Here is a 25801-nt window from a genome sequence, read left to right on the forward strand (position 1 = left end):
GGTGCAGGTTAGAATTGTTGGGAGCTGCGTTCCAGCCCCTTGATGACATCGACGCGGGGACCGGCCTGTGGCGCCGGTGCGGCGGCGGGACGGCGGCGTGGCAGCGGCTTGGCTTGCACCATGGCGGCGGGGGCGGCCATGGCGACCTTTTCATCGAGCAAGCTGGACTTGGTGGCGCCTTCGGTGTTGACGGGCTTGTCCTCGATCTGGTTGCGCAGCACCAGCGACAGGGTGCCCACGCTGCGCGCCAGGTCGAGTTTTTCCGCCTGGTCCGGCGTCAGCTCCAGGGTCACGGCGTTGACCACCTTGGGCTTGGTGTCGTCGCGGCTCGATTCCTGGGCGATGGCCAGCACGAGGATGCGTTCGAGCACGATCTTGGAAATGTTCGGATCGCGGTCCGGCGTCTTGCGGGCGCCTTCGCCCTGGGTGTTGACGAGGATGTCGACGAAGTTGCCGGGCAGGGCGAAGCCGGCCACGCCCACCACGTCGTTGACGCGCACGGTCATGGCGCGCTTGCCCTCGGCGACGACGGCCGACAGGCCGCCTTGCGTGCCGGGAGGCGCCAGCTTGCCTTCCATGATCGGTTCGCCGTGCTGGATGCTGGTGCGCGTGACGCGCGTTTCCAGCAGTTTCGGATCGTTGACGGCGCCCGGCGGCAGCGCGTTCGATGGCCAGTCGACCATGCGCACCATGTCGGGCGTGAGGCGCGCGCCCAGGCTGATGTCGACCTGGGCCACGGCCACCTTGTTGATGTTGCCCGAGGCTTGGGCATTGATCCAGCGCGCGGCCACGATGACCGCGGCGAACGCCAGGATGACCGCGATGGCCATCATCGTCAGAGCGCGTGCGTTTCTCATTTTGCTTCCCCTTTGTGCTGGACCGCTGCCGGTCCGTTATGTGTGCTTGCGAGGTCGTTATCGCTGCCGAAATAGTTTTCCCATGCCCAGAACAGGACTTCCGGGGACAGTTGCGCCGGGTGGTCTTCATAGCGCGCCTGGTCGCAGACCTGCGCGAGGATGTCGCGCGGATAGCAGGCCAGCAAGGGCCGCTTGTAGAGGCTATGCAGGTGCAGCAGATAGGTGTAGGAGGCTTCGTCGAAATTGATGCCCAGCTGGGCGCAGGTGCTGCGGAACACGGCCAGGTAGTGGTAGGCGCTCAGGGGACCCACATGGATCTTGTAGCCGATGCGGCGCAGGAAGGAGTCGTCGGCCAGCTGCTGCGGCGCCAGGTTCGACGAGAATACGACGATGACGTCGAAGGGCACGGGGAATTTGTAGCCCGTGTGCAGCGACAGGTAATCGATGTGGCGCGCCATCGGCACGATCCAGCGGTTCATCAGTTCCACGGGCGAGCAGCGCTGGCGACCCAGGTCGTCGATGATGAAGATGCCGTTGTTGGCCTTCAGGTGCGGCGGCGCCTGATACAGGCGGGTGCCCTGGTCGAACTGCAGGTCCAGCATGTCGAGCGTCAGCTCGCCGCCCGTCAGCACGGCGGGGCGTTCGGCGCGCACCCAGCGGGGGTCGGATGGCACGAGGCCTTTGCTTGACAGGGTGTGCAGCATGGGATCGAGGAAGGGCAGCACTTCGCCGTCGACCATCACGGCATGGGGCAGGGCGATGGCGCCGCTGAGCAAGCCGTTCAGGCGCTCGGCCAGGTAGCTCTTGCCGCTGCCGGCGGGGCCGTGGAAGAACAGGGCGCGCCCGGAATTCATGGCCGCGCCCAGCTGGTCGAGCACGGACGAACTGGCGACCACGTCGCGGAATTCGCGCTGCACGTCGTCGCGCGTGACATGCATGTCGGCCACGCTTTGCGCCAGCACCTGGTTGCTGTAATCGGCCAGGGTGACGGGCGCGGGACCGCTGTAGGCGTTGCGGCGCATGTACTCGGCGGCGCGCAGGCGGCCCTGGTCGCCCAGCAGGTAATACAGGTCGGCGTCGGTGCCGCTGCCGCCGTTGCGGCGCGCTTCGCACAGTTTTTCGGCGCGCATGAAGGTGAGCAGCGGTTCGAGCACACCGGCGCCCAGCTTGACGTGCGTCGACAGGGCGGGCAGGCCGATCTGGCCGCGCAGGAAGAGTATCTTGACCAGCAGTTCGACCAGGAACAGGAAGGGCAATCCCGTTTCCTCGACCGTGCGTGGCGCGCGCTTGGCCGCCGGTTCGACGCCGCCGCCGTCGCTGCGTTCTGGATAGGTGTCAGGCATGATGGGTACTCCTCGCTCGGGTGGCCGGATATCAGAAGATGAAGGGCAGCAGGCGGTACTTCACCTGGCGCATGTAGACGCGATAGCGCACGTCGGTGGACAGGAAACGCTCTTCGCGCAGCAGGCGCGCCACCATCATGCTCATCGTCGCGACATAGGTGACGGCGTTGGCGGACGAGGTATTGGCCAGCAGGTAGCCGCTCAGGGAAATCAGGTAGCTGGCATACAGCGGATGGCGTATCACGCGGTAGACGCCGCCCGTCTTGATCTCGCGTTGCGCCGCCACCAGGCCGAAGCTGCGGTTCAGCGACAGCAGGCCGGCGATCTGCAGCAGGCTGCCGACGGCCAGCAGGTAGCGCGCGCCGGGCCAGATGGCCATGTCGGCGGGGGACAGGAGGAAGGGGGCGAAGGTGGCGCCGATGGCCAGCAGCCAGTCGCCCGCATCGGTGGAGACGCTGACGGGGGCCGAACGCACGATGAAGAACAGGGCGGCCAGGGTTTCGGCGGCGCAGAACAGCAGATAGCTCCAGTCGCCGCTGTGCAGGAATCCCATCACGTGGGCGCTGGCGAAGAACGCCCACAGGCAGGCCATGGTGATGCTGGTGAACAGGCTGGCGCCGCGGGAGTGGCAGAGGGTGGCGATGGTGTTCATGGTCGTGTCCTAGGGTGGCGGGCAGGCGGCTCGTTTCAGCGCAGGCTCCACAGGTGGGTGTACTGCAGGAAGATCTGCAAGCCGGTGCCGCTGGCGATGGCGAAGGCGTAGGCCAGCTTGCCGGTGGCCGGCGGCGGTTCGGCGATCGTGGCGGCGCCGCCGGCAAGGCTGTGCAGCAGCGCGCCCAGCATCATGTGATAGGTGTTTTTCAGCACCTGGCGCAGGCGCTGGCCGGCCAGCGCGGCGGCCAGGGCCAGCACGCCGCCGCACAGGAAGGTCAGCAGGGCCGCTTCGAGCACGGCGTCGGGACCGAGGAAGGCGCCGCACATGGCCATCAGCTTGACGTCGCCGGCGCCCAGGGCGCGCAGCAGGTACATGGGCAGCAGCAGGGCCAGTCCGGCGGCGGCGCCGGCCAGCGCCTGCAGCAGTCCCAGGCCGCCGAAGGAGGCATCGAACAGGCCGGCGCCCGATGGCACGAAGCCGTTGAGGATCAAGCCCGCCAGCGTGCCCCACAGCACCAGCCGGTTCGGGATGCGGCGCGTGCGCAGGTCGTGCCACAGGGCGCTAGCGAGCAGGGTGGCCAGGACGGTCAGGCACAGCAGCATGGGCAGGTGGGCGTTCATGACGTCAGTCCTTCCTTGCTCATGCAGGGCGCCGTGGCCACGTGCATGGCCGGCGCTGTAGCCTGGCTGCCCAGCAGCCGGCCCACCAGGCGCCACACCAGCGCCGCGCCAGCCGCACCTACATAGCCGTCGAGCGCATAGTGCCAGCCCAGGTGGATGGAGCCGAGCAGGATCAGCACGGCGAAGGCGGACAGGGCGATCCCTGCGGCGCGGCTGACCTTCCAGCCCATGATGGCCATCAGCACGGCCGTGGCCACATGCATGCTGGGCATGGCGGAGATCCCCAGTTCGCCGTTCGCGCCCTTGCTTTGATAGCCTTGCCACAGCATGTCCTGCACCTGCAGGGCCCAGACGGGGATGTGCTGGTTGGCCTCATGCAGGTACGCCATCAGCGGCGCATAGGGGTCGTTGCTGTGGAAGTGGCCGTAGTAGCAGGGGCCGACCGAGGCAAACAGCACGGCCAGGATGCTGCCCAGGACGATCCAGGTCAGCGCAAAGCTGAGCAGGAACTGCATGCGCAGCAGCGGGCGGCGGGTGTCGAGGATCAGCCAGTACAGGATGGCGTAGAACAGGAAGAACCAGAAGTGGTAGCTGAAGTTGAGCAAGCCCGTGACGAGCGGATGGCCCAGCAGCGGCTGCAGCCTTTCCCATGGGGCCATGCCGCCATGCAGCGCGACATCCCAGGCGGACAGGGTGACATCCCAGGTGTAGGGATGCAGGCGCGGGATGGCGCCCTTGAAGACGGTGAAGCTGGAGGCGAAGACGGGGATCAGCAGCAGTGCCGGCAGCGCGTGCAGCAGGCGTTCGTTGCTCAGGTAACGGCGCAGATCGTGGTACAGATAATGGCACAGGCGGTGCGGGCGGTGCACCACCATGACGTGGATGGTATAGCCGCACAGGATGAAGATGGGACCCGTGAGGATGGCCACGAGGAAGCCGGCCAGCACGTTGAGGATCTCCGATGCGCTGGGCAGGCCGCCGGCCAGCAAGGTCGCGGCGGCGGCGTACGGCAGCACGATCAGCAGCAGGGCGCGGTGGGTGCGCAGCGAGGCGCGCAGGGTGTTCATGACAGGGCCAGGACCACTTGGTCCTTGACGTAGACAAACAGCTGCTTGACCTGGTCGCCAAGCAAGGTGATCGTGATCACCAGCACTGCCGCGATCAGGCCCGCCAGCAACGCGTATTCGATCGCTGTGACGGCGGACTCGTCGGATAAACGGCTGAAGAGAGATTTCACGATGGGCCTCGCTAGGCGGTATCAAGGTGGGCATGCCGGGAAAGTCGGGAAGCGTAGTCCGGGCTGGCGCTGGGCCGGCCCGGACAGCACAGCATCAGCCATTGGCGGTGGTGAGTTTGGTGCCGATGGTGCTGAAGGTCTTTTTCAGCTGCGTGCCGACGATGGTGATGGCAGCGATGATTACCACGGCGATCAGGGCGGCGATCAGGCCGTACTCGATTGCGGTGACGCCATCTTCTTCGCGGATAAAGTTTTTGATGAGGTTCATGACAACTCCTGGTGGTGGTTAAGGTACAGCGGTGGGTAAAACGGCATGGCGGTATTGCTTCCTGGTACTACGATCTGGCGCCTTCATGGGCTTTCACCCAGTGCCAGCAGTCCGATGATGCACACCACCGCCACGAGGGCCGCCACCAGGGCATAGCGGTAGAACGCAGCCTTTTCCTTGCCCTGCAAATAGGTGATCAGGGCTGTCGGAAGAAACTTGTCAATGCGCATGCTGTGCTCCGTATCGTGGTGGGCCGCGCGGTGATTTGCACTCCGGTAAAACCACTATAGAAGTCGGCAGCTTGATCTACATCAGAAGAACATCCTTTTATTGCAAGGAGGAACTGCTTATTTTTTTCGTGACAATTGTCATGGTCGAGTCTGGCGCGCGCGTGGGCGCAGGGGCGCAGGCCGCGCCGGTGGCTGGCAAGGGGGAGAGGAGGGAAGGCGCGGCCGTGCGGTGGCCGTGCAGGAGGACAGTGGCGTCAGGCGCCGGGCGGCAATTGGCCCAGCTGGTGCTTGGTGGCGTAGGCGTACAGTTCCAGGCGGTTGTACACGCCCAGCTTGCGGTAGATCGACGTCAGGTGATTGCGCAAGGTGTGCTCGGAGATAAACAGCTGGTCCGCCAGCAGCTTGGCCGGCGTGCCGCTGCCGTGCACCAGCGCGGCGATGATCTTTCTTTCCTTGAGGGTCAGGCTGGCGATGGCGATGGCTTGCGCCGAGCCGCCGCCGGGCTGGGTCAGCTGCGTCAGCATGCGTCCCAGCATCGCGTGTTCCAGCCACAGTTCGCCCTGGTACACCTTTTCGATGGCCTTCAGGACCATCTCCGCCGGCGCATCCTTGCTGACGATGCCGCGCGCGCCTTTCAGTACCGTCTGGTCCAGGATGGCCTGGTCGTGGCTGGCCGTCAGCACCAGCACGCGCGTGCCGCCGCACTGCGCCAGCGCGGGCAGGATGGCCAGCGAACTGATGCCGCCCAGGTCCAGGTCCAGCACGATCACATCCGGTTGCAGCGCCTTCGCCTGCTCCAGCGCCTCGGCGCCGTCGGAGGCCGTGGCGACCACGCGCATGCCCGAGTGCTCGCCGCCGATCAGCCGCTCCAGGCCCCACAGCATGGTCTTGTGATCGTCCACCAGCATGACGCTGATGACATGGCTGGCCGGTGGCATGTGGCGTAAGTCGTTCATATGGGGATCTCGATCTGTACGGAGGTGTTGCCCAGCATGCCATGCGTGACGCGGGCCGTGCCGCCCAGGGCGGCGGCGCGCTCGGCCAGCGAGTCGGGCAGGAAGTCGGGGACGTGCGCGGCGGCGCATTCGTTGTCGATGCTGATGTGCAGCGCGCCCTGCACGCAGGTCAGCTTGACGGCGCCGTGGCGCGCCGACGTATGCTTGCGGATATTGCTCATGCCTTCGTTGACGATCTGGAACACCTCGGCCGCCAGGCGGTCGTTGATGTGAAGGTCGCCTTCGATATGCAGGGCGATGTCGATGCCATAGAATTCGCGGATCTGCGTGGCCTGGCGGCGCAGCGCGACCAGCAGTTCCGGCTCGCTCTGCACCTGGCCGTTCTTAAACGTGCGCGCGTAGCTGCGCAGGTCGGCGATCACCTGGCCCGACATGATGATCAGTTTTTCCAGTTCGGGCAGCAGCGGGTTGCCCGGCGTGGCTTCGTTGCGCAAGGCGGCCAGGCCGTGGCGCAAGCCGATATACGGCTGGACGGCCGTGTCATGCAGGTCGCGCGCGATCTTTTCGCGCTCGCGCGAGGCCGCCTGCGACGCCAGGCGGTCGAGCAGGTCGATGTTTTCAATGACGGGAAACGCCTGCGCGCCGATATGGCTGAGAAACAGGGCGTCCGTCTTGCTCATGCTGGTGGCGGACACGATAAAGATGCGGCCTTTGCCATTGCGCAAGGGCAGGGGGGCGCTGATGAAGGCGTGCGCTTCGAGCAGTTCGGCCAGGCGGGCGCCGGCCGCATCGTCGTGCCGCAGCCAGCGTCCGCTGTCGGGATCGAGCATGCGCGCGCCGCCTATCCACGGCAGCCAGGGGCCGGCGGGCTGGTTGTACAGCGCGATTTTATCGTGCGGGAAAGCGAGCAGGGGACTGGCCGCATCGTCGCTGAGTAGCGAGCTGGTGTGCACGACGCCCGTTGCCGTCTGCAGCACGCTGCGCAGCGACCAGACCCGCGTGCCCTTGTCCTGCATGACCAGCAGGCAACTGCGGCCGTTGAAATAACTGCGGGTTTTTTCCAGCACCGAGGTAATGGTCTGGTCGACGCCGAAGCGCGGATTGGACAGCTGGCTGACATCGCGCAGCAGCGCCAGGTGGCTGCGCTGCGTGATGGCCGAACCGCCCCAGTAGGCGATCATGTAGCCGAGCGCCAGCAGGAAGGTAGTGCGCAGCAGCAGGCGCGACATTTCCGCATCCGATTCGCCGAACAGGGCCGTGGCGGCGAACAGGCCGGCCGAGGCCAGGGTGACGCGCGCGCCTTCCTCGAAGCCCCGCTGGAACGACGAGGTCAGGATGGCAAAGAAAAAAAACAGGAAGAATAAATTGTTGTGGCTGCTGGTGGAAAACACGATCAGCGCATACCAGGCCACGTCGAGCCAGTACAGCAGGATGTCCTGGGGCAGGCTGAAGCCCAGCAGGGCCAGTGCGTAGAGCAGCAGGCTGTGCATGGTGTAGGCGGAAAAGATCAGCCAGGTAATCTTGCTCAGCTTGCCGGCGCTTTCGGGATCGATGAACAGGGTCAGCAAGGTGGCGCTCGACAGCAGCAGGCGCATGCCGTTGACCATGGTCGTATCCATGCCGGCACCCGGCAAGCCGGATCTGAGGGGAGGATCGAGATTCACAAGCGCTCCTGGCCATGTCCCGCATGGGGGCGCCATGCGCAGGGATAGATACCACAGATAAATTCTTGTTATTGTTGCTGCAATCAATGACGAGTCTACGCACCTGCCGTAAAGATGTCTACTGGAATCCTTTGCCCTGCGTTGCTTTTTTTACAGCGACTGTACCATCACGCGGTTGCGCCCGGCGCCCTTGGCCAGGTACAGGGCGCGGTCGGCGGCGCCGATCAGGGCGGAGATGGTCGGCTGCTGCTGCGGGTGCTGGGTGGCGATGCCGATGCTGATCGTGATGTGCTTGACTGCATTGCCCGTCCTGGCATGCGCAATGCGCAGCCCGGCCACGTGCTCGCGGATCGCCTCGGCCATGCGCAGCGCCTGCGCCGCGTCCGTGTCGGGCAGGATGGCGGCAAATTCCTCGCCGCCATAGCGCGCCAGCAGGTCGGTGGGACGCTGCAGCATGGCGGCCAGTTCGGCGGCCACGCGGATCAGGCAGCCGTCACCTTGCTGGTGGCCGTAATGGTCGTTGTAATCCTTGAAATGGTCGATGTCGATCATCAGCAGCGACAGGGGGCTGCTCGTGCGCATGGCGCGCCGCGTTTCCTTTTCGATCGCCACGTCGAAGTGGCGGCGGTTGGCGATGCCCGTCAGGCCGTCGGAAAAGGTTTGCGAACGCAACACCATGGTTTGTTCGCGCAGCAGCTTTTCACGTCCCACGGCGATGGTGACGTCATTGATCTGGATCAGGCAGTGGCGCGGCGAACCGGGCAAATTGATCGGCGTGACGGCGATCGCCTGCTGCATGCGCTCCTCGCCGTCGTTGCCGCCTGCGGCCGCGCCATGCGTGTACAGGGCAAACGGCGCCTTGTGCAGGGTTTGCGACAGCAGCGACTGGAAATTGTCGCGCAGGGCCTGGGTGATGGCCGAATCGATGCGCTTGTGGCGCAGTTCCGGATAGACGGCGAAGAAATCCTGGCCCAGCACGGCGTCGGCCTGGCGGGCCGAATGGCGCGCCATCCAGTGGTTCCACAGCACGATGCGGTGCTGCTCGTCGAGCACGATGGCGCCCAGGTTGACGGCACCGAGTATGCTTTCGAGCAAGGCCAGTCGGTGTAATGCATCCGGCATGATCGTCACGCCTGTCCCAGGACCTTGGCCAGGTAGCGGCTGACCTGCTGTTTCAGGTCGTGCAAGGCGGACAGGTCGAGCACAAACGCCACGTAGCCGTGGATCTGGTGCTTGGACAGCACGAAGTCGATATGCAGCATCAGCACGACGGCGTCGTCATCGTGGCCGCCGAACGAGGACAGGATTTCCGCGCTGGTGCCCACGTGGTACAGGGGCAGCGAGCCATGCAGTTCGCTGTCGAACAGGTTGGCCAGGGTGCCCACGCAGGAGTTCAGGATGATGTTGCCGATCTCGCTCATCGCCTCCTGTTCCATTTCCGTCAGTTCCTGCAGCGGCATGGCGTCGCCCACCATCAGGCGCACGATTTCCAGGCTCTTGTCTTCCGGAAACATCAGGATGGCTTCGGTGGCGAAAGCGCCGTCATAATGCTGGCTGACGCCACAGATGCGTTCGCCATCCTTCTTGCTGCCCAGCAGGGCAGCCGCGTCGGCACGGTTCAGGAAAGTGATCGACGGCACCGACATGGTGACTTCTTCATTGACGATCTCGCTCATCGCGGCGGCCGCATGGCCCACCCCGATGTTGAATATCTCCACGAGGGCATCGTTTTCCAGTTCGGAGAGATTGACCATGCTCACAGTCCCAGTGACTCGATCAGCTGGTGGATGCGGGTTTCCGTGATCGGTTTTTCCATGAAGCCGACACCCAGTTCGCTGGCGCGGTTGCGGATGGCGTTTTGCACATTCGCCGTGACGAGAACGATGCGCGTTTGCGGGCATAGCGCGCGCAATTGTTCCGCCGCCGCTACGCCGCCCATGCCGGGCATATTGACATCCAGTAATATCAGGACAGGGCTGACTGTCTTGACTTTTTCCAGGGCTTCTTCACCCGTCGCCGCCTCAATCACTTGCCAGTCGGCATGTTTGCTGAGGATGAACTGGTGCGACATCAAACGTGAAACCCGGCTGTCATCGACAACAAGTACCTGTTTACTGTGATTCATGTGCTATTCCTGGAACGTCATATCGGGGCTATCGTGCCATTTTCGCATATTTTAAAGGGCATAGAGAGTAATTGGCTGGGGAATTGCCCTGGGGCAAAGCTTTTTCGCTTGCCTGTTGTATTCAATCGCATGGCCCGTCATCATGGCCGGCTGGCCGGGCTGGCAATCCGTTAAAATAGCGGCATTCCTCACTTTAGCCTTTTTTTGCCATGACCCAAGACGAATTGAAGCAAGCCGTAGCCCGCGCCGCCATAGCCTATGTGGTGGACGGTGAAATCATCGGTGTCGGCACCGGTTCCACCGCCAACTTTTTCATCGATGAACTGGCCAAGATCAAGGACCGCATCAAGGGGACGGTCGCGTCGTCCGAAGCGACGGCCGCCCGCCTGGCAGGCCATGGCATTCCCGTCTTCGACCTGAACGACGTCGAGTCGATCGCCGTCTACATCGACGGCGCCGACGAGATCACGGCCAGCGGCGCCATGATCAAGGGCGGCGGCGCGGCATTGACGCGCGAGAAGATCGTTGCTTCCGTCGCGAAACAGTTCGTCTGCATCGCCGACGGCTCCAAGCTCGTCGAGACCCTGGGCGCCTTCCCGCTGCCGGTGGAAGTGGTGCCGATGGCGCGCGCCGCCGTTGCGCGCCAGCTGGCCGCGCTGGGCGGCACGCCCCGCTTGCGCCTGAAGGCGGGCAGCACCGAAGCATTTATCACCGACAATGGCGGCGAGATCATCGACGTGCTGGGCTTGAAAATTGCCGACCCGGTGGCGCTGGAACAGCAGATCAACCAGATCGTCGGCGTCATCGCCGTCGGCCTGTTCGCCGTGCGCGGCGCCAATGTCTGCCTGCTGGGCATGCCGGAAGGCGTGCGCACCTTGGCCTACTAAGGTGATAGCCGGCGTGCGCCGGCATTTGCACTTGTCTTACACGGCGGCCCCTTGCGGGCCGCTTGTCATGTGTGCCTGGCGGTACACGGCCACGGTGCGCAGCAAGCCGCCGAGGAAGATGCCGCTGAAGCAACCGTAGGCGAGGCAGACGGGCACGATGAAGCCGGTCGCATGGGCGTAGGCCGGCGCGATCGCCAGCGTCACGGCCACCGCATATTTCATGCAAAAGATACTCATCATCAACATCAACGGCACCCAGCTGCCGGGACGCTGCACGCTGGCCCGCGCGGGTATGGCGACGATCTTGCGCGCATCGGTCAAGGTCCACGCCAGCGCCGCCCCGGCCAGGGCGCCGATTGCCCAGGCGAACGGCGCCACGCCGGCCAGGCCGAAGCTGCCCTGCACGCCGCTCAGCGACAGGGCCAGCATGACCAGGGGAATGATGCACAGCTTGCGCAAGGTCACTTCGCGTGCGCGGCTGGCCAGCACGCCCCGGTAGACGAGAAAGCCCAGGATGGCCCAGACGTAGAGGGGAGTGTGGCTGAAGATTTGCTGCAACATGGTGTCCGCCTTTGGTGTGAGGTTGTCGATGGACGTACTGTGCCTGCAAGCGGCGCGGGCGGCGAGCGGGGTGCGACGAAACGGGGAGGCGCTGCCGTGAAACGGCGGGGGAGGGCGTGAAACGCAGGTGAAACTGCCCGCGGCGCGGCGGCCACGGGCGGGAATGCTTGAAACTTACTCGGTAGGGGGTACGTAACCCATGGCGGCATCGGCGCCATCGCCGAAGAAATGCTTTTCCATCTGCGTGGCCAGGTATTTGCGGGCGCGCGCGTCGGCCAGGTTCAAACGGTTTTCATTGACCAGCATGGTCTGGTGCTTGAGCCAGGCGGCCCACGCTTCTTTCGACACCGATTCGTAAATCTTCTTGCCCAGTTCGCCCGGGTACGGCGGGAAGTCCAGTCCTTCGGCTTCCTTGTTGAGTTTGATGCAGTGGATCGTGCGGGCCATCTGTGCTCCTGAATCAGTGTAGAGATAAAGCGTGATTATAAGGCACTTTGCGTGTCGCCTCGCGAGGCCGTCGCGGCCTGGCCGCGCGCCGTTTGCCGGGCGCTTGCGCTGGATCAAATTTGATCTGCGCCGCCCTAGCTAGTAAGATGCCTTATCGCGCCAGCCGCTGGCGGCGCCTCTTCCAAGCAAGTAGTAACAATTAACCAATATGGAATCCCTATGACCTCAGTGAAAGTCCATGGCATCGATGTCAGCAATACCGGCAGCTTTGCGCTGTTTGGCGGCATCAACGTGCTCGAATCGCGCGATCTCGCCATGCGCGCGTGCGAAGAATATGTGCGCGTGACGCAAAAACTGGGCATTCCCTATGTGTTCAAGGCCAGTTTCGACAAGGCCAACCGTTCATCGATCCATTCCTACCGGGGACCGGGCCTGGAAGAAGGCATGCGCATCTTCCAGGACGTCAAGGCGGCGTTCGGCGTGCCCGTGATTACCGACGTGCATGAGCCATGGCAGGCGCAGCAGGTGGCCGAAGTGGTCGACGTGCTGCAACTGCCGGCCTTCCTGGCGCGCCAGACGGACCTCGTCGTGGCCCTGGCGAAAACGGGCAAAGTCATCAACATCAAGAAGCCGCAATTTTTGAGCCCAGGCCAGATGGCCAATATCGTCGAGAAATTCAAGGAAGCGGGCAACGATCAGTTGATCCTGTGCGATCGCGGCACTTGCCTCGGCTATGACAACCTGGTGGTCGACATGCTGGGCTTTGGCGTCATGAAAAAGACCTGCGACGACTTGCCCATCATCTTCGACGTCACGCACGCCCTGCAGCAGCGCGATCCCGGCGGCGCCGCGTCGGGCGGCCGCCGCCAGCAAGTGGCGGACCTGGCGCGCGCCGGTCTGGCCGTCGGCATCGCCGGCCTGTTCCTGGAAGCCCATCCGGACCCGGACAACGCCCGCTGCGACGGCCCCAGCGCCTTGCCGCTGGACCAGCTGGAACCGTTCCTGGCGCAGTTGAAGGCGCTCGACGACCTGGTGAAATCGTTTGCTCCGCTGAATATCAAGTAAATGGTAGGTAAGTAAAGAAAAAGCCCGGCATGCCGGGCTTTTTCACGTGTTACAGGGTTTTAATTAGGACTTGCGACTTGCGCTGCCAGTTATACATATGCTGGCGGTCCTTCGGCAGATCGTCGACGGTGGCGGGCACGAAGCCCCGCTTCTTGAACCAGTGCGAGGTGCGCGTGGTCAGCACGAACAGTTTGTTCAGGCCGGCGGCGCGCGCGCGGTTTTCCATGTGTTTCAGGATGCGCTCGCCGTCGCCTTGGGCTTGCACTTCCGGGTTGACCGTCAAGCATGCCATTTCCGCCATCTTTTGCGCGGGGAACGGGTACAGGGCGGCGCAGCCGAAGATCACGCCGTCATGCTCGATGACGGAGAAATAATCGATTTCGCGCTCGATCAGCTCGCGGCCCCGCTTTACCAAAGTGCCGTCCGCTTCCAGCGGCTCGATCAGTTTGATGATGCCGCCAACGTCTTCGATGGTGGCCTGGCGCAGGCTTTCCAGGTTTTCATGGCTGATCATGGTGCCCACGCCATCATGGGTAAACAATTCCAGCAGGGCGGAACCGTCCATCGAGAAGGGCACGATGTGCGAGCGCTCGACGCCGTTGTGGCAAGCCTTGACGCAATGCTTCAGATAAAACGCCGTGGCGTCGGGCAGGAAGCCCGCCATCAGCACGGCTTCGGCCTGGTGCGACGACAGTTCACGGATTTCCACGCCCGTGGCGTCTTCCATCATCGGCGTTTCGGTAATAAAGATCAGTTTGTCCGCGTGCAGGGCGATGGCGGCGCTGCAGGCCACGTCTTCCATGGTCAGGTTGAACGCTTCGCCCGTGGGCGAGAAGCCCAGCGGCGAGAGCAGCACCAGGCCGTCCGAACCGAGGATGGAATGGATGGTTTCGGCGTCGACCTTGCGCGTGATGCCCGTCAGTTCCAGGTCCACGCCATCGATCACGCCCAGCGGGCGCGCCGTGATGAAGTTGCCGGAAATGATGCGGATGGCCGCATGCGACATGGGCGTGTTCGGCAAGCCCTGGCTGAACGCGGCCTCGATATCGAGGCGCAGCTCGCCGGCCGCTTCCTTCGCGCATTCCAGCGCGGCGATGTCCGTAATGCGCACGCCGTTGTGGAAGCGGCCTTCGACGTTACGCAAGGCCAGTTGTTCCGCCACCTGCGGCCGCGAGCCGTAGACGACGGTGACATTGATGTCCAGCGCATGCAGCAGGGACAAATCATGGGCCAGCACCTGCAGCGCCCCGGCGCTGACGAGTTCACCGGGGAAGGCGACCACGAAGGTCTTGCCGCGAAAGGCGTGGATGTAGGGCGCGACGGAGCGCAGCCATTGGACGAATTGGGTAGGGTTTTCCATTAAGCGCATTATAATTCGCTGCGCGATGTGCGCGCTTAAAATACCTGTAAAAAAACAATGTCTTCAGCCAGCAATAAGTCTTCCCCTCCTTCCAACGTTGCAAATGCGCCCGCCAGCGGGGGTGTTGCCACGCCCGCCGCCGCGCCTGCGCAGGGCCGCCAGCGCCCGCCCGTGAGCCAGCAAAGGCCGCAGGCGCCGCGCACGGAGCAGCAGAAAGAGCAACAGCGACAGCAACAGCAGCAGCGCGCGCCGCGTCCGCCGCGCGAGGGGCAGGCGCCGCGCAATGACCAGGCCAGCCGCGCAGAGCGCGAGAGCCGCGACGCGGCGCGCGCCGCGCGCGAGGCGGAAAAGGCCTTCCGCAATCCGCTGCCACCGATTACCTATCCGGAAGACTTGCCCGTCTCGGGCCGGCGCGAAGAAATCGCCAAGGCCCTGATGGAAAACCAGGTCATCATCGTCTCGGGCGAGACGGGGTCCGGCAAGACGACGCAGTTGCCGAAGATTTGCCTGGAACTGGGACGGGGACAGAAGGGCATGATCGGCCACACGCAGCCGCGCCGCATCGCCGCCTCGTCGACGGCCAAGCGCATCGCGCAGGAACTGGGCACGCCGCTGGGCGAAACCGTGGGTTTCAAGGTGCGCTTTACCGATACCCTGAGCCGTGGCGCATCCGTCAAGCTGATGACGGACGGTATCCTGCTGGCCGAGACGCAGACCGACCCGTTGTTGAAAAACTACGACACCATCATCATCGATGAAGCGCACGAACGCAGCCTGAACATCGACTTCCTGCTTGGTTATCTGAAGCAGCTGCTGCCGCGCCGGCCCGACCTGAAGATCATCATCACCTCGGCCACCATCGATGCCGAGCGCTTCTCGCGCCATTTCGGCACGCCGGAAAAGCCGGCGCCCGTGATCGAAGTGTCGGGCCGTTTGTACCAGGTGGAAGTGCGCTACCGTCCCGTGGAGCGCGAACAGGTGGCCATGCCGGGTGCCGGCGCGAACGCCGACAAGCCGGGCCAGCGCACCGCCGCGGCGCGCGAAAAGCGCGACCTGATGGATGCCGTCGTCGATGGCGTGGAAGAGCTGTGCCGCATCGGCTCGGGCGACGTGCTCGTGTTCTTGCCGGGCGAGCGCGAAATCCGCGACTGCGCCGAGGCGCTGCGCAAGCACCATCCGCCGCATGTGGAAATCTTGCCCCTGTTCGCCCGCCTGTCGGCCGAAGAGCAGGAACGCGTGTTTAAAACCAGCAATGCGCGCCGCATCGTGCTGGCCACCAACGTGGCGGAAACCTCGCTGACGGTGCCCGGCATCCGCTACGTGGTCGATGCGGGCCTGGCGAGGGTAAAGCGCTACAGTTATCGCAACAAGGTCGAGCAGCTGCAGGTCGAGCCGATCGCCCAGTCGGCCGCCAACCAGCGCGCCGGCCGCTGCGGCCGCGTGGCCGATGGCGTCTGCATCCGTCTGTACGAAGAGCAGGATTATCTGCTGCGCCCGAAGTTCACGGAGCCGGAAATCCTGCGCTCCTCGCTGGCCGCCGTCATCCTGCGCATGAAGTCCCTGCACCTGACAGACGTGGAAACCTTCCCCTTCATCGAGCCGCCGCTGGCGCGCGCGGTGGCCGACGGCTACCAGCTGTTGCAGGAGCTCGGTGCCGTCGATGAAGTCAATAAACTCACGCCGCTGGGCAACAAGCTGGCCAAGCTGCCGCTGGACCCGCGCGTGGGCCGCATGATTTTGGCCGCGCTCGATAATGCGTGTCTGACGGAAGTGCTGATCGTCGCCTCCGCCCTGTCCGTGCAAGACCCGCGCGACCGCCCGATGGAGCACCAGCAGGCAGCCGACGAGGCGCACAAGAAATTCGCCGATGAAAAGTCGGAGTTCCTCAGCTACCTGAAGATCTGGCGCTGGTTCGAGTCCGCCATCGAGCACAAGAAAACCAACCGCCAGTTGCAGGACAATTGCCGCACGAATTTCCTGTCGCAGATGCGCTTGCGCGAATGGCGCGACGTGCACTCGCAGCTGCTGACCATCGTCAAGGAGCAGGGCTGGCGCCTGAACGAAGCGCCCGCCACCTACGACAATCTGCACATGGCTTTGCTGACTGGCTTGCTGGGCAATATCGGTTTCAAGGGCGAGGACGAGCCGGGCGCGGGCTACTTGGGCGCGCGCGGCATCAAGTTCCATATCTGGCCCGGTTCTTCGCTGCTGAAAAAGCCGGGCAAGTGGATCATGGCGGCCGAACTGGTCGACACGACGCGGCTCTACGCGCGCTGCGTGGCGCAGATCCAGCCCGAGTGGCTGGAAAAAGTGGGCGAGCACCTGCTGAAGAAATCGTGGGGCGAACCGCGCTGGGAAAAACGTTCGGCGCAGGTGACGGCGTCCGAACGCGCGACCTTGTACGGGCTGGTGGTGTACAGCCAGCGCCGCATCAACTACGGCAATTTCAACTTGCCGGAAGCGCGAGAGATATTCATCCGCGACGCGCTCGTCGGGGGCGACTTCGACACGCGCGCGCCATTCTTTGCGCACAACCACAAGCTGATCAAGGATATTGAAAACCTCGAGCACAAGTCGCGCCGCCTGGACGTGCTGGTCGACGATGAACTGATCGCCGCCTTCTACGACAAGCTGCTGCCGGCGGACGTGTGCAATGGCGCCGGTTTCGAAAAGTGGCACAAGGAAGCCACACGCGAGAACCCGAAGCTGCTGTATTTGAACCGCGAAGAGCTGATGCGCCACGAGGCGGCCGGCGTGACGACGGACCTGTTCCCGAAAACCATGTCCGTGACGGGCCTGGAAATGGGTTTGACCTATCACTTCGAGCCGGGCAGCGTGCGCGATGGCGTGACCTTGAGCGTGCCCCTGTACGCGCTGAACCAGTTGCCGCGCGAGCGCTGCGAATGGCTGGTGCCGGGCATGCTGAAGGAAAAAGTGCATCTGCTGCTCAAATCCCTGCCGCAAAAGCTGCGCCGCCACTGCGTGCCGCTGCCTGACTATGCGGCGAAGTTCTGCGAGCGCGTGCATGAAGCGGGCGTGTTCGGCCGCGGCGATTTGATCGACGCCATCATCCTCGATATCCGCACGCAGATCACCATCAACGTGCTGACGACGGACTTCAAGCCGGAAACCCTGCCTGCCCATCACTTCATGAATTTCAAGGTGATCGACGAGCATGGCCGCCAGCTGGACATGGGGCGCAACCTGGCCACCCTGCAGGCGGAATTCGGCGGCCAGGCGCGCCAGAGTTTCCAGAAGCTGGCCGAAGTGTCGGGCGTCTCGGGCACGGGCACGCCCGGTGCCAAGGTGGCGGGCGCGCAAGTGGCGTCGCGGCTGCAGGCGCAGGGTGCTACCGTTGCAGCAGGCAAGGGCGCATCCGCGGCCGCGCCGGCGCCTCCGAACGCCACCGTCTCGCAGCACATGGGCTTGACGGCCTGGACCTTCGGCGAATTGCCGGAGCTGCTCGAAATCGTGCAGGGCAAGCTGACCTTGATCGGCTTTCCTGCCCTCGTCGACAAGGGCACGCATTGCGACCTGGAAGTGTTTGACGACCCGACCGTGGCCGCCCGCACGCACAAGGTCGGTTTGCGCCGTTTATTTGCGCTGCAAATGAAGGAGCAGATCAAGTACGTCGAGAAAAGCATTCCCGGCCTGCAGCAGATGGGCATGCAATTCATGGCCCTGGGTTCGCAGGAAGAGTTGCGCGAGCAAATCATCAACAAGGCGCTCGACATCGCCTGCCTGCAAGATCCGCTGCCGCTGGACGCCGCCTCGTTCGCCAAGCGCCAGGCGGAAGGCAAGTCGCGCCTGGTTTTGCTGGTCAATGAAATCGCCCGTTTGCTGTCGCAAGTGCTGACGGAATTCCACGGCTTGCCCAAGCGGCTACAAAACATTCCCGCAGCGGCGGCCACCGATATCCAGGCGCAGCTGCAGGGACTCGTGCATAAACGCTTCCTGACGGAAAACGAGTACACGCAGCTCGCGCATTTCCCCCGCTATTTGAAGGCGATCAATGTGCGCCTGGAAAAACTGCGCGCCGACCCCGCCCGCGACACCAAGTTGATGGCCGAGTGGCAATCGGCCGCCGCGCCGTATCTGCGCCAGGCCAAGGACCGCCAGGCAGGCAAGAACACGGACCCGAAGCTGGTCGAGTTCCGCTGGATGCTGGAAGAGCTGCGCGTGTCCCTGTTTGCGCAGGAACTGCGCACGCCGATGCCTGTTTCTGCCAAGCGTTTGCAGAAGGTGTGGGAATCGATGCAGCGGTAGGTCGGATTAGCGCGTCCGCAGGGCGCGCGTCATCCGACGTCATCGTTGGGCCGGGCGATGGGGCGCTGGATGGTGCGCTGCTGTTAACGGTGTCGCTGGTGGTGTCGGATTACGCGGCTGCGCCGCTCATCCGACCTACCCGACCAGTGCGACCTGTCCGGTCTGCCCGACTTACGTTCTATCTTTATTGAGATCATCATCGCTGAGCGATGAGCGCGAGCCGCTCTGGCTGCTGGTGCCGGCGCGGCTGCCGCTCATGGAGCTGCCGGACAGGCTGCCTTCGCTGCCCGATTGCAGGCTGGCGCCGCCGCGCAGGTCGCTGCCCGATGGTGTGCGGCTGCCCGCCATGCTGCCGTAGCGCGTGCCGCTGCCATAGAACGCTTCCATCTGCTGGTTCCAGGCATCGCTGCCCATGTCGGGCCAGTTGTTCTTGTCGAAGCCGGGAGCGTTTTTCAGCAGCTCTTTGTCGACGTTCAGCAGGAAGCGCTTGTTGACGGTGTCCAGGGTCAGGCGTTCCCAGGGCACGGCAAACAGCTTGTCGCCCATGCCCAGGATGCCGCCGAAGGACAGCACGGCATAGGCGATCTGGCCCGTGCGCATGTCGAGCATGATTTCCTTGATGTCGCCCAATTCCTCGTCGTTGTGATTGTAGACTTCGTCCCCGATCAGGGTGTCGGCCCCCATCAGGGCTGGCCCGGGGCCGTCGTGGTTGCGGTACATGCCCAGGATGTCGCGGTCCAGGTAGCTCATGGTGTTCTCTCCTCTGGTGAAATGCTGATCGAACATCCAGATTAAGCATACGCACTTGGTCGCGTTTGATCTGCCTCAATGGTGCCTGGGGCACTTTTATTCGTGCGCAAACGTACGGTGCCGTGGCCCAATTGCGGTACTCTATGCATTCTACGGAGGAGGCCGCGCATGCTGACGATGCAACGATGCAGAGGGATGAACTTGCGGTACGCTCCACCACGACATGCGCGCCGCGCGCCATGGTAAAGCCCGCCACCAAATGGCTGCGTGGGCTATTGCGCGCAGGTAAGGCGCAGCAGCGCACGGCGACCAAGCTGGCCAAGGTGCTGTTCGGCCCCGTGCCGGCCAAGCCCAGGGCCAAACCCCGCAGCAAGCCCGTGGTCAAGACCGGGGTCAAGACCGTGGTCAACACCAAGGCCAAGACCAGGGTGACGCCGCGCGCCAGGCCCGCCAGCGATGCGCTGCCCTCGCTGGCGCCGTTTGCCACGCCCCTGTCGCCCTCGCGCGTGCGCAAGCGAACGGCGCCCCCGCCGGGCAAGTGGCTGGCCGCCCACTATGCGCCGTTGCCGGAACTGGGACAGTTGCCGGGCCGGCGCCTGCCATATTTCCTGTACCTGCCCGAGAAGGCGCCCAGCGCCGCCATGCGCAGCCGGGGCCGGCCGCTGCTGGTGATGCTGCATGGTTGCGAACAGAGCGCCACGCAGTTTGCCGACGGCACGCGCATGAACCGCCTGGCCGAGCGCAAGGGCTATGCCGTGCTGTATCCGCAGCAATCGCTGCGCTCGCATGCGCGCCGTTGCTGGAAGTGGTACGACAAGCTGACGCAGGAGGGCGGCGGCGACGTGCGCCTGATCGTCGGCGCCATCGAGCAGGTGGCGGCCCGCTATGCGATCGACCGCGCGCGCATCTATATCTGCGGCATTTCCGCCGGCGCCGGCATGGCGCATATCGTGGCCCTGAACCACCCGCATCTGTTCGCGGCGCTGGGCCTGCATTCGGGCCCCGTGTTTGGCGCCGGCCATAACCTGATCGGCGCGCTGGGCGTGATGCAGCATGGCGCAGCCGCCCGTGCCGATGCGGCCATCGATGAAGTGCTGGCGCGCCAGCCCGCGTTCCCCCGCCTGCCCACCATCCTGCTGCAAGGGCTGGCCGACAAGGTGGTGCGGCCCATTAACCAGACGCAGCTGGTGCGCCAGAGCGTGCGCGTGAACCGCATGCCCGCCGAGACGCTGGTGACGGCGCAGCGCCTGCCGGGCGGGGCGGCGGGCGGACGCAATCCGGCCCATGCCTATGCGCTGCACGATTATCAGGTGGGCAAGGAGGTGCTGCTGCGCGTGGCGCAGGTCGAACACCTCGAGCACGCCTGGAGCGGCGGCGATGCCAGCCTGCCGTTCAACGACAAGGCCAAGCCCGACGCCAGCAAGATGCTGCTCGATTTCTTCGCCAGCCACCGCCGCCGGTAAGCGGCCGCGCCGCGCGCCGACTGGTACGCATCGTTCTTCCCTCCTCGATATGCCCGCGCCCGCGCGCCGGCATGCTGGCCGCGCCCTTTTCAGGGCAGGCGCCATTGCCGCAATGCCATGGAGTTACTGTAAGTGGTATTGCTGCGGTATTTAAAAAATACAAAAATCGGCGTTAAAAATACGAACTGGTATACAATTGGTACACGTTTTCAGTGTAAATCGTGTTCGCCGTCCCATGCCCCGACGGCCGGCATGCACTGACGGCAGCCACCCACGTTACGGAACGCGCCATGTCCATCAAGTCCAAGCAGTTGCTGTGGTTTTTTGCGTTTTTTCTCGTCTTCGAACTGAATATCTATCTGTCCAATGACATGATCATGCCGGCGATGCTGGGCATCGTCGAGGAGTTCCAGGCGGAGAAAAAGTTCGTCCCCCTGTCCCTGAGCCTGTATCTGCTGGGCGGCAGTTCCCTGCAGATTTTCCTGGGACCATTGGCCGACACGATCGGCAAGCGCAAGCTGGTGCTCACGGGCAATGCCTTGTTCCTGCTGGCCACCTTGGCCGTGCCATTGACCGCCTCGATCGAGCAATTTCTCGCCGTGCGCTTCATCCAGGGCATGGGCTGCTGCTTCATCTTTGTCGGCTATGCCATGATCCATGAACTGTTCGACGACATGGCCGCCGTCAAGCTCAGCAGCATTCTCTCGAGCACCACCATCCTCGCGCCCCTGGCCGGCCCGATCCTCGGCAGCGCCATCATCAGCCGGCTGGACTGGCGCTACGTGTTTTTCCTCTCGGGCCTGCTGGCGCTGCTGTCCCTGCTGGGCCTGTTCAAGACCATGCCGCGCACGGCGCCCACGGTCACGCGCCTGGACCTTGCCGCCGTCGTGCGCAGCTATGCCGCCATTTTCAGCAACGGGCGCTTCATGTTCGGCATGTTCACGGCCGGGCTGGCCACCGTGCCCCTGACGGCCTGGATCGGCTTTTCACCCATCTTCGTGCTGCAGGAAATGGGCGCGTCCTATGCCACCTATATCGCGCTGCAATGCGTGATTCTGTCGGGCTTCGTCCTCAGCAGCATCGCCATCCAGCGCCTGCGCCAGGATTTCCCGCTCGTCCATCTGCTGCGCATGGGCGGGCTGATCGCGGCGGCCGGCATGCTGGGCGCCGGCGCGGGCCGCCATCACGTCGATGTGTTTGCGGCCTGCATGTTTGTCTATTCCATCGGCTTCGGCCTGTTCAATGGCGCCCTGATCCGCAGCGCGATCACGGCCAGCAAGGAGTCGATGACATTGACGACGGCTGCCATGAGCTTGCTGTATTGCATTTATTTGTCCGCCTGGCTGCAGCTGTACAACGTGCTGTGCCAGCGCTTCGGCTATGCGCTCGAGACGTATGCGCTGCTGAATATTCCCGTCATCGTGGTCATCGCCGTCTGCCTGCTGTTGTTTACGCGGGGCATGGCGGGGCGCCGGGAAAGCGAGGTGCGGCTGGCCCGGCACTGATGGCGCAACGATGCGCGTGTTGTCGATCTTGTTTTACCTCCTGCGAAGTTTACTGACACTCTCCTGCGGAAAATGGTGCGCCCATGAAAATAGATGACCTGGCCTCAAAACACGATCAAGCAAAGATTTTCAACCTGGAATACGAGTTCCGCATCAACCGGCTGAAACTCGATTACATCACCCTGGCCGATGTGCGGCCCCCAGGCATTGATCTGGAACAACTGGCCGCGGAGCACCAGGCGGGCATCGCCGACCTGCGCAGCTTCGTCGCCCTGAACTTTAATCATTTCAATGCGGCAAGCTGTTCCTCGCTCAGCTGCATCCCCACGCGCGCGCTCGGCGACGACGAGCGCTACCTGCACCGCATCTGGATGGGCGGACCGTTGCCCGCCATCGCATTTGACGCGATCGGGCAGTGGGGCGCGGCGCTGGAAGAAGTGCGGTACAACGGCGGCGCGCCGTATGTCTCCATCCTGTGGGTGTGGGATGCGCAGCAGCTGCGCAATGACGAGCGCTTCAGCCCCACGGGCGGCGCCGGGCGCTACACGATAGGCCGCTATGCCATCGGCGGCACGACCCTGCACATCAACTCGCTGCGCGCGCTGGCGCTCGACTTCGCGCCCGCGCGCTTCGACATTCTCGATATCCTGCATACGCAGCGCTACTTCGCCACCCTGTCCGATTATTTCCGCATCCTCATCATGTGCGAATACGGCGGCATGTACATGGATGTCGATACGATCCCGCACAATCCGGCGACGATTTTCCTGATGAAGCCGGAAGTGCCCGATTATTTCCAGCGCGGGGGCGATGACAGCGAAGAGCGCCGGCACGTCAGCTGGATGAATCTGTTTCTCGATGAAACGGGCATGCTGATCGCCAAGAAGAATGACGCCGCGCTGCGCGTGATCCAGCGCAATGTGAACCTCGCCTATGCGGGCATCGATGCGCAGATTCCCCGTTCCTGCCCGCAATTCGAGGCGCAGCTGTTCGGCCAGTTCTATGCCGAATGGAAGAAAAACCTGGGCGTGACCCTGCTCAGTCATGCCGAGTTCTACCAGCGCTATTGCGTGCTGTATGACGGCGTGCGCGAAGCGGTGGCGGGCGGCATCCGCGGCATGCGCTTGCTGGACGATATCATTACCGGCATGCACATCCCCCTGAGCGACGAGGAGCGGCGCGCGTATGCGCGCTGCGTGGCGCGGCTGGACGAGATCGACTGGCGGCTCGACGATCCGTTGCGCCTGCCCGACATCGTCGACGTGTTCGACATCGAGGAAGTGCCGCGCATGGCGTATGCGGCCCAGCTGCGGGCGGACATCGATCACTTCCACTATTACTCGGTGCTGTCGGACGATCCGCAGCTCGACCGCGTAAATGACGTCTTTTGCCGCTACCTGCTGGCCCACCGTTCGCAGCATATTGCCGCCGGCAATTTCTGGCGCCCTACCGTCGGCCGCCACGGCAGCCGCATGCCGGCCGCCGGCGATGCCGCCCCGCCCGGTGACGAGGCGCAGGCGGGCTTGCTGTCGCATGCGCCGCTCAAGCTGGTGGCGGGCGAACTGCTGGGCGACGAGACGAAGAACCGCATGGCCAAATTGCTGTTTGCCACCAGTTATCTGGAATACTGCTCTTTTGGAAATAAACTCAATCTGCAGTTCGTCGAATTGCAGCGGCGGCAGAACATCGATCCGTATCTGGCGCACATCCACGGCCTGCATGACGAGGACGAGCGCTTCATCGGCTTTTTCACGGCCGCGACGATGGCCGAATTCCAGGCCTGCGGCGCCGTGTCATATTACCGCGATGACATGAAGGCGCTCGACGATGCGTATGACGCCTTCGTGCTGGCGCATGCGCGCGCCGACGACTGTTTCGTCAGCAGCCTGGCCATCGACGAGAAATATCGGGGGCAGGGCCTGTTCCGGCAAATGTTCCATGAAATCCGCGACCTGGCCAGCCGCAAGGGCTGTGCGCGCATCACCTTGACGGTGTGGGAAAAGAGCGAAGCGCTGCAAGTGTATCTGCACAAGGGTTTTCGCAGCGTGGGCACGTTCGACTATGCCTACAGCCTGTTCTATGACCGGCTGCATTTCCTCGTCTACGAAGGCAATTAAAGCGGCGGCCGGGTGGCCGCCGCACTGGGGTGGCTACAAAGCCAGGAAGGCCAGGCCCGCCACGGCCGTCGGCAGCAGGGCGCCGGCCAGCAGGCCGACGGCGCCGATCGATTCATCCTTGAAGCCGCGGCGCAGCAGGGCCACGCCGGCCGGGTTCGGCGCATTGGCGATGACGGTCAGGCCGCCGCCGGCCACGGCGCCCGCCATCAGCATGTATTTCGCTTCGTCCGTCATGCCGACGATCAGCGAACCGAGGTAAGTGAGGGCCGCATTGTCCGTGATCGCCGTCAAGCCCAGGGCGCCGAAGAACAGGGCCAGCGGCTTCAGGCTCGAGACGATGGGCTGCAGCCACCATTGCTGCATGCCGCCCAGAACCACCAGGCCGCCGAGGAAGAAGCCGACCAACAAGCCTTCCTTCAGGATCAGCGGGCTTTGATAGCGCTCATACGCCTGCACGAAGCCGAGGAAGAACAGGAACAGGCCGATGAACAGCACGGGATGATGCGCCAGGGTGACGACGCCGGCCAGCACGATCATGTGCACGAGGCTGACGGCCAGCGGCACTTTCGGCGCTTCGACTTCACCGGCTTTCGGCTTGATGTCGGACGTGTTGCTGTGCAGATATTTGCGCAGCAAGATGCTCACGCCCGTGGCGTTGACCAGCACGGCGATGGCGGCTTTCCAGCCGAAATGGGTGGCCATGAAGGCGCTGTCCCAGTTCCACGTGGTGGCCACCATCAGCACGGGCGGCGCCGCATACGAGGTGAGGGTGCCGCCGATGGAAACGTTGACGAATAGCACGCCCAAGGCGCCGTATTTCAGCCATTCTGGGATGCCGGGACGGAAGATTTGCGGCGCCAGCATCAGCGCGGCCAGGGTCATGGCGGCCGGTTCCGTGATCAGGGAGCCCGTCAGGGGCACGAGCGCCAGGCCCAGCCAGACGAGGGCCAGTTCCGTGCGCAGCGGCATCACGCGCGCCACGCCTTTCAGCAGGCGCTGCACGGCGTCGAGCACGGGGCGCGAGGCGGCCACGACCATGACGACGAAGACGAACAGCGGTTCCGTGTAATGGCGCGACTCGGCATACTCGATGGCCGCATCGCTGCCCGAGACAAAGGCCATGATGATGATCAGGATGAAGGCCCAGAAGCCGAACACGACTTCCACTTCGCCCAGCAAGTGCAGCAAGCCCGCATGGCGGGGGTGGCGCCGCGATAATGTTTCAAACGACTTGGCGGCGAAGGTGTGGATGAGCGCAAGGCCGAAGACGATGGCGCTGATGATTTGGATGGTGGTCAAATGCGTTTCCTTATGGACGGAGGAAGCCGCCCGGTGCATTGCCGAGCGGTAAGGAGAGTGCTTATGGTACAGCAATCGATGCCAGAAACGGGGTTTTTCGGACATGGCGGAGCGGCCTGCGGGCAG

General features: G+C 63.8%; 24 protein-coding genes. 6 read left to right on the top strand and 18 right to left on the bottom strand.

Annotated elements, in window-relative coordinates:
- Positions 1 to 8 precede the first annotated feature (8 nt).
- The 13 genes from cpaB to ACQ4WQ_RS02245 form a co-directional block, all read right to left on the bottom strand.
- Positions 9 to 857 (bottom strand): Flp pilus assembly protein CpaB, encoded by an 849-nt coding sequence (gene cpaB / locus ACQ4WQ_RS02185; RefSeq protein WP_326457972.1) that lies wholly within the window; start codon positions 855 to 857, stop codon positions 9 to 11.
- Positions 854 to 2200 carry a DUF8689 domain-containing protein gene (locus tag ACQ4WQ_RS02190; protein WP_326457973.1) on the bottom strand — a complete coding sequence of 449 codons (1347 nt, stop codon included), beginning with the start codon at positions 2198 to 2200 and terminating at the stop codon, positions 854 to 856. Before ACQ4WQ_RS02190 ends, cpaB begins: the two co-directional genes overlap by 4 nt.
- 31 nt (positions 2201 to 2231) lie before the next feature.
- Positions 2232 to 2852, bottom strand: coding sequence for a methyltransferase family protein (locus tag ACQ4WQ_RS02195; RefSeq protein ID WP_326457974.1), 621 nt, complete (start codon positions 2850 to 2852; stop codon positions 2232 to 2234).
- Between the two features lie 35 nt (positions 2853 to 2887).
- A complete protein-coding gene (locus ACQ4WQ_RS02200) occupies positions 2888 to 3475 on the bottom strand; it encodes an A24 family peptidase (RefSeq protein WP_326457975.1) in 588 nt (195 codons plus the stop codon).
- On the bottom strand, positions 3472 to 4542 hold the full coding sequence (locus tag ACQ4WQ_RS02205; RefSeq protein WP_436494378.1) for a phosphatase PAP2 family protein: 1071 nt from the start codon (positions 4540 to 4542) through the stop codon (positions 3472 to 3474). Before ACQ4WQ_RS02205 ends, ACQ4WQ_RS02200 begins: the two co-directional genes overlap by 4 nt.
- Positions 4539 to 4712, bottom strand: coding sequence for a Flp family type IVb pilin (locus tag ACQ4WQ_RS02210; protein WP_326457977.1), 174 nt, complete (start codon positions 4710 to 4712; stop codon positions 4539 to 4541). The genes ACQ4WQ_RS02205 and ACQ4WQ_RS02210 overlap by 4 nt, the downstream gene beginning before the upstream one ends.
- 94 nt (positions 4713 to 4806) lie before the next feature.
- Positions 4807 to 4980: a Flp family type IVb pilin gene (locus ACQ4WQ_RS02215; RefSeq protein ID WP_071322445.1), complete on the bottom strand. Its 174-nt coding sequence runs from the start codon at positions 4978 to 4980 to the stop codon at positions 4807 to 4809.
- Between the two features lie 83 nt (positions 4981 to 5063).
- Positions 5064 to 5210, bottom strand: coding sequence for a hypothetical protein (locus ACQ4WQ_RS02220; RefSeq protein ID WP_436494381.1), 147 nt, complete (start codon positions 5208 to 5210; stop codon positions 5064 to 5066).
- 254 nt (positions 5211 to 5464) lie between these two features.
- Positions 5465 to 6166, bottom strand: coding sequence for a response regulator transcription factor (locus tag ACQ4WQ_RS02225; RefSeq protein WP_326457979.1), 702 nt, complete (start codon positions 6164 to 6166; stop codon positions 5465 to 5467).
- A complete protein-coding gene (locus tag ACQ4WQ_RS02230) occupies positions 6163 to 7830 on the bottom strand; it encodes a sensor histidine kinase (protein WP_326457980.1) in 1668 nt (555 codons plus the stop codon). The genes ACQ4WQ_RS02225 and ACQ4WQ_RS02230 overlap by 4 nt, the downstream gene beginning before the upstream one ends.
- Before the next feature lie 150 nt (positions 7831 to 7980).
- A complete protein-coding gene (locus ACQ4WQ_RS02235; protein WP_436494384.1) occupies positions 7981 to 8952 on the bottom strand; it encodes a GGDEF domain-containing protein in 972 nt (323 codons plus the stop codon).
- Between the two features lie 5 nt (positions 8953 to 8957).
- Positions 8958 to 9584 carry a chemotaxis protein CheC gene (locus tag ACQ4WQ_RS02240; RefSeq protein ID WP_092711326.1) on the bottom strand — a complete coding sequence of 209 codons (627 nt, stop codon included), beginning with the start codon at positions 9582 to 9584 and terminating at the stop codon, positions 8958 to 8960.
- A gap of 2 nt (positions 9585 to 9586) precedes the next feature.
- Positions 9587 to 9955 carry a response regulator gene (locus tag ACQ4WQ_RS02245; protein WP_436494386.1) on the bottom strand — a complete coding sequence of 123 codons (369 nt, stop codon included), beginning with the start codon at positions 9953 to 9955 and terminating at the stop codon, positions 9587 to 9589.
- 209 nt (positions 9956 to 10164) lie between these two features.
- Here ACQ4WQ_RS02245 and rpiA point away from each other — a divergent pair, with 209 nt between their 5' ends.
- Complete coding sequence (gene rpiA, locus ACQ4WQ_RS02250; RefSeq protein ID WP_436494388.1) at positions 10165 to 10842, top strand: ribose-5-phosphate isomerase RpiA; 678 nt, start codon at positions 10165 to 10167, stop codon at positions 10840 to 10842.
- A gap of 36 nt (positions 10843 to 10878) precedes the next feature.
- Here the strand turns inward: rpiA and ACQ4WQ_RS02255 are convergent, their stop codons facing one another.
- The gene (locus ACQ4WQ_RS02255) at positions 10879 to 11403 is read right to left on the bottom strand and encodes a DUF6622 family protein (protein WP_326457983.1); all 525 of its coding nucleotides are present in this window, start codon (positions 11401 to 11403) and stop codon (positions 10879 to 10881) included.
- Positions 11404 to 11577: 174 nt separating this feature from the next.
- Positions 11578 to 11850, bottom strand: coding sequence for an oxidative damage protection protein (locus ACQ4WQ_RS02260; RefSeq protein WP_034750797.1), 273 nt, complete (start codon positions 11848 to 11850; stop codon positions 11578 to 11580).
- A 219-nt stretch (positions 11851 to 12069) separates the two neighbouring features.
- Here ACQ4WQ_RS02260 and kdsA point away from each other — a divergent pair, with 219 nt between their 5' ends.
- Positions 12070 to 12915 (top strand): 3-deoxy-8-phosphooctulonate synthase, encoded by an 846-nt coding sequence (gene kdsA / locus ACQ4WQ_RS02265; RefSeq protein ID WP_034750794.1) that lies wholly within the window; start codon positions 12070 to 12072, stop codon positions 12913 to 12915.
- Positions 12916 to 12964: 49 nt separating this feature from the next.
- On the opposite strand, the gene argA is transcribed toward kdsA, so the two are convergent.
- Positions 12965 to 14275 carry an amino-acid N-acetyltransferase gene (gene argA, locus ACQ4WQ_RS02270; RefSeq protein WP_046685875.1) on the bottom strand — a complete coding sequence of 437 codons (1311 nt, stop codon included), beginning with the start codon at positions 14273 to 14275 and terminating at the stop codon, positions 12965 to 12967.
- 57 nt (positions 14276 to 14332) lie between these two features.
- Here argA and hrpA point away from each other — a divergent pair, with 57 nt between their 5' ends.
- On the top strand, positions 14333 to 18541 hold the full coding sequence (hrpA, locus tag ACQ4WQ_RS02275; protein ID WP_436494390.1) for an ATP-dependent RNA helicase HrpA: 4209 nt from the start codon (positions 14333 to 14335) through the stop codon (positions 18539 to 18541).
- 171 nt (positions 18542 to 18712) lie between these two features.
- Here the strand turns inward: hrpA and ACQ4WQ_RS02280 are convergent, their stop codons facing one another.
- The gene (locus tag ACQ4WQ_RS02280) at positions 18713 to 19291 is read right to left on the bottom strand and encodes a PRC-barrel domain-containing protein (RefSeq protein ID WP_326457985.1); all 579 of its coding nucleotides are present in this window, start codon (positions 19289 to 19291) and stop codon (positions 18713 to 18715) included.
- Positions 19292 to 19530: 239 nt separating this feature from the next.
- On the opposite strand from ACQ4WQ_RS02280, the gene ACQ4WQ_RS02285 reads away from it, so the two are divergent.
- The 3 genes from ACQ4WQ_RS02285 to ACQ4WQ_RS02295 all read left to right on the top strand — a co-directional run bounded on the left by ACQ4WQ_RS02285 (position 19531) and on the right by ACQ4WQ_RS02295 (position 24376).
- Complete coding sequence (locus ACQ4WQ_RS02285; protein WP_436494393.1) at positions 19531 to 20754, top strand: extracellular catalytic domain type 1 short-chain-length polyhydroxyalkanoate depolymerase; 1224 nt, start codon at positions 19531 to 19533, stop codon at positions 20752 to 20754.
- Positions 20755 to 21044: 290 nt separating this feature from the next.
- On the top strand, positions 21045 to 22259 hold the full coding sequence (locus tag ACQ4WQ_RS02290; RefSeq protein WP_436494395.1) for an MFS transporter: 1215 nt from the start codon (positions 21045 to 21047) through the stop codon (positions 22257 to 22259).
- An 83-nt stretch (positions 22260 to 22342) separates the two neighbouring features.
- The gene (locus tag ACQ4WQ_RS02295; protein ID WP_436494397.1) at positions 22343 to 24376 is read left to right on the top strand and encodes a GNAT family N-acetyltransferase; all 2034 of its coding nucleotides are present in this window, start codon (positions 22343 to 22345) and stop codon (positions 24374 to 24376) included.
- A 33-nt stretch (positions 24377 to 24409) separates the two neighbouring features.
- On the opposite strand, the gene ACQ4WQ_RS02300 is transcribed toward ACQ4WQ_RS02295, so the two are convergent.
- Positions 24410 to 25675: a putative Na+/H+ antiporter gene (locus ACQ4WQ_RS02300; protein ID WP_070310952.1), complete on the bottom strand. Its 1266-nt coding sequence runs from the start codon at positions 25673 to 25675 to the stop codon at positions 24410 to 24412.
- Between the last annotated feature and the right edge of the window lie 126 nt (positions 25676 to 25801).

The organism is Janthinobacterium goodfellowi (genome assembly GCF_051380695.1).
Classification (GTDB): Bacteria; Pseudomonadota; Gammaproteobacteria; order Burkholderiales; family Burkholderiaceae_D; genus Janthinobacterium.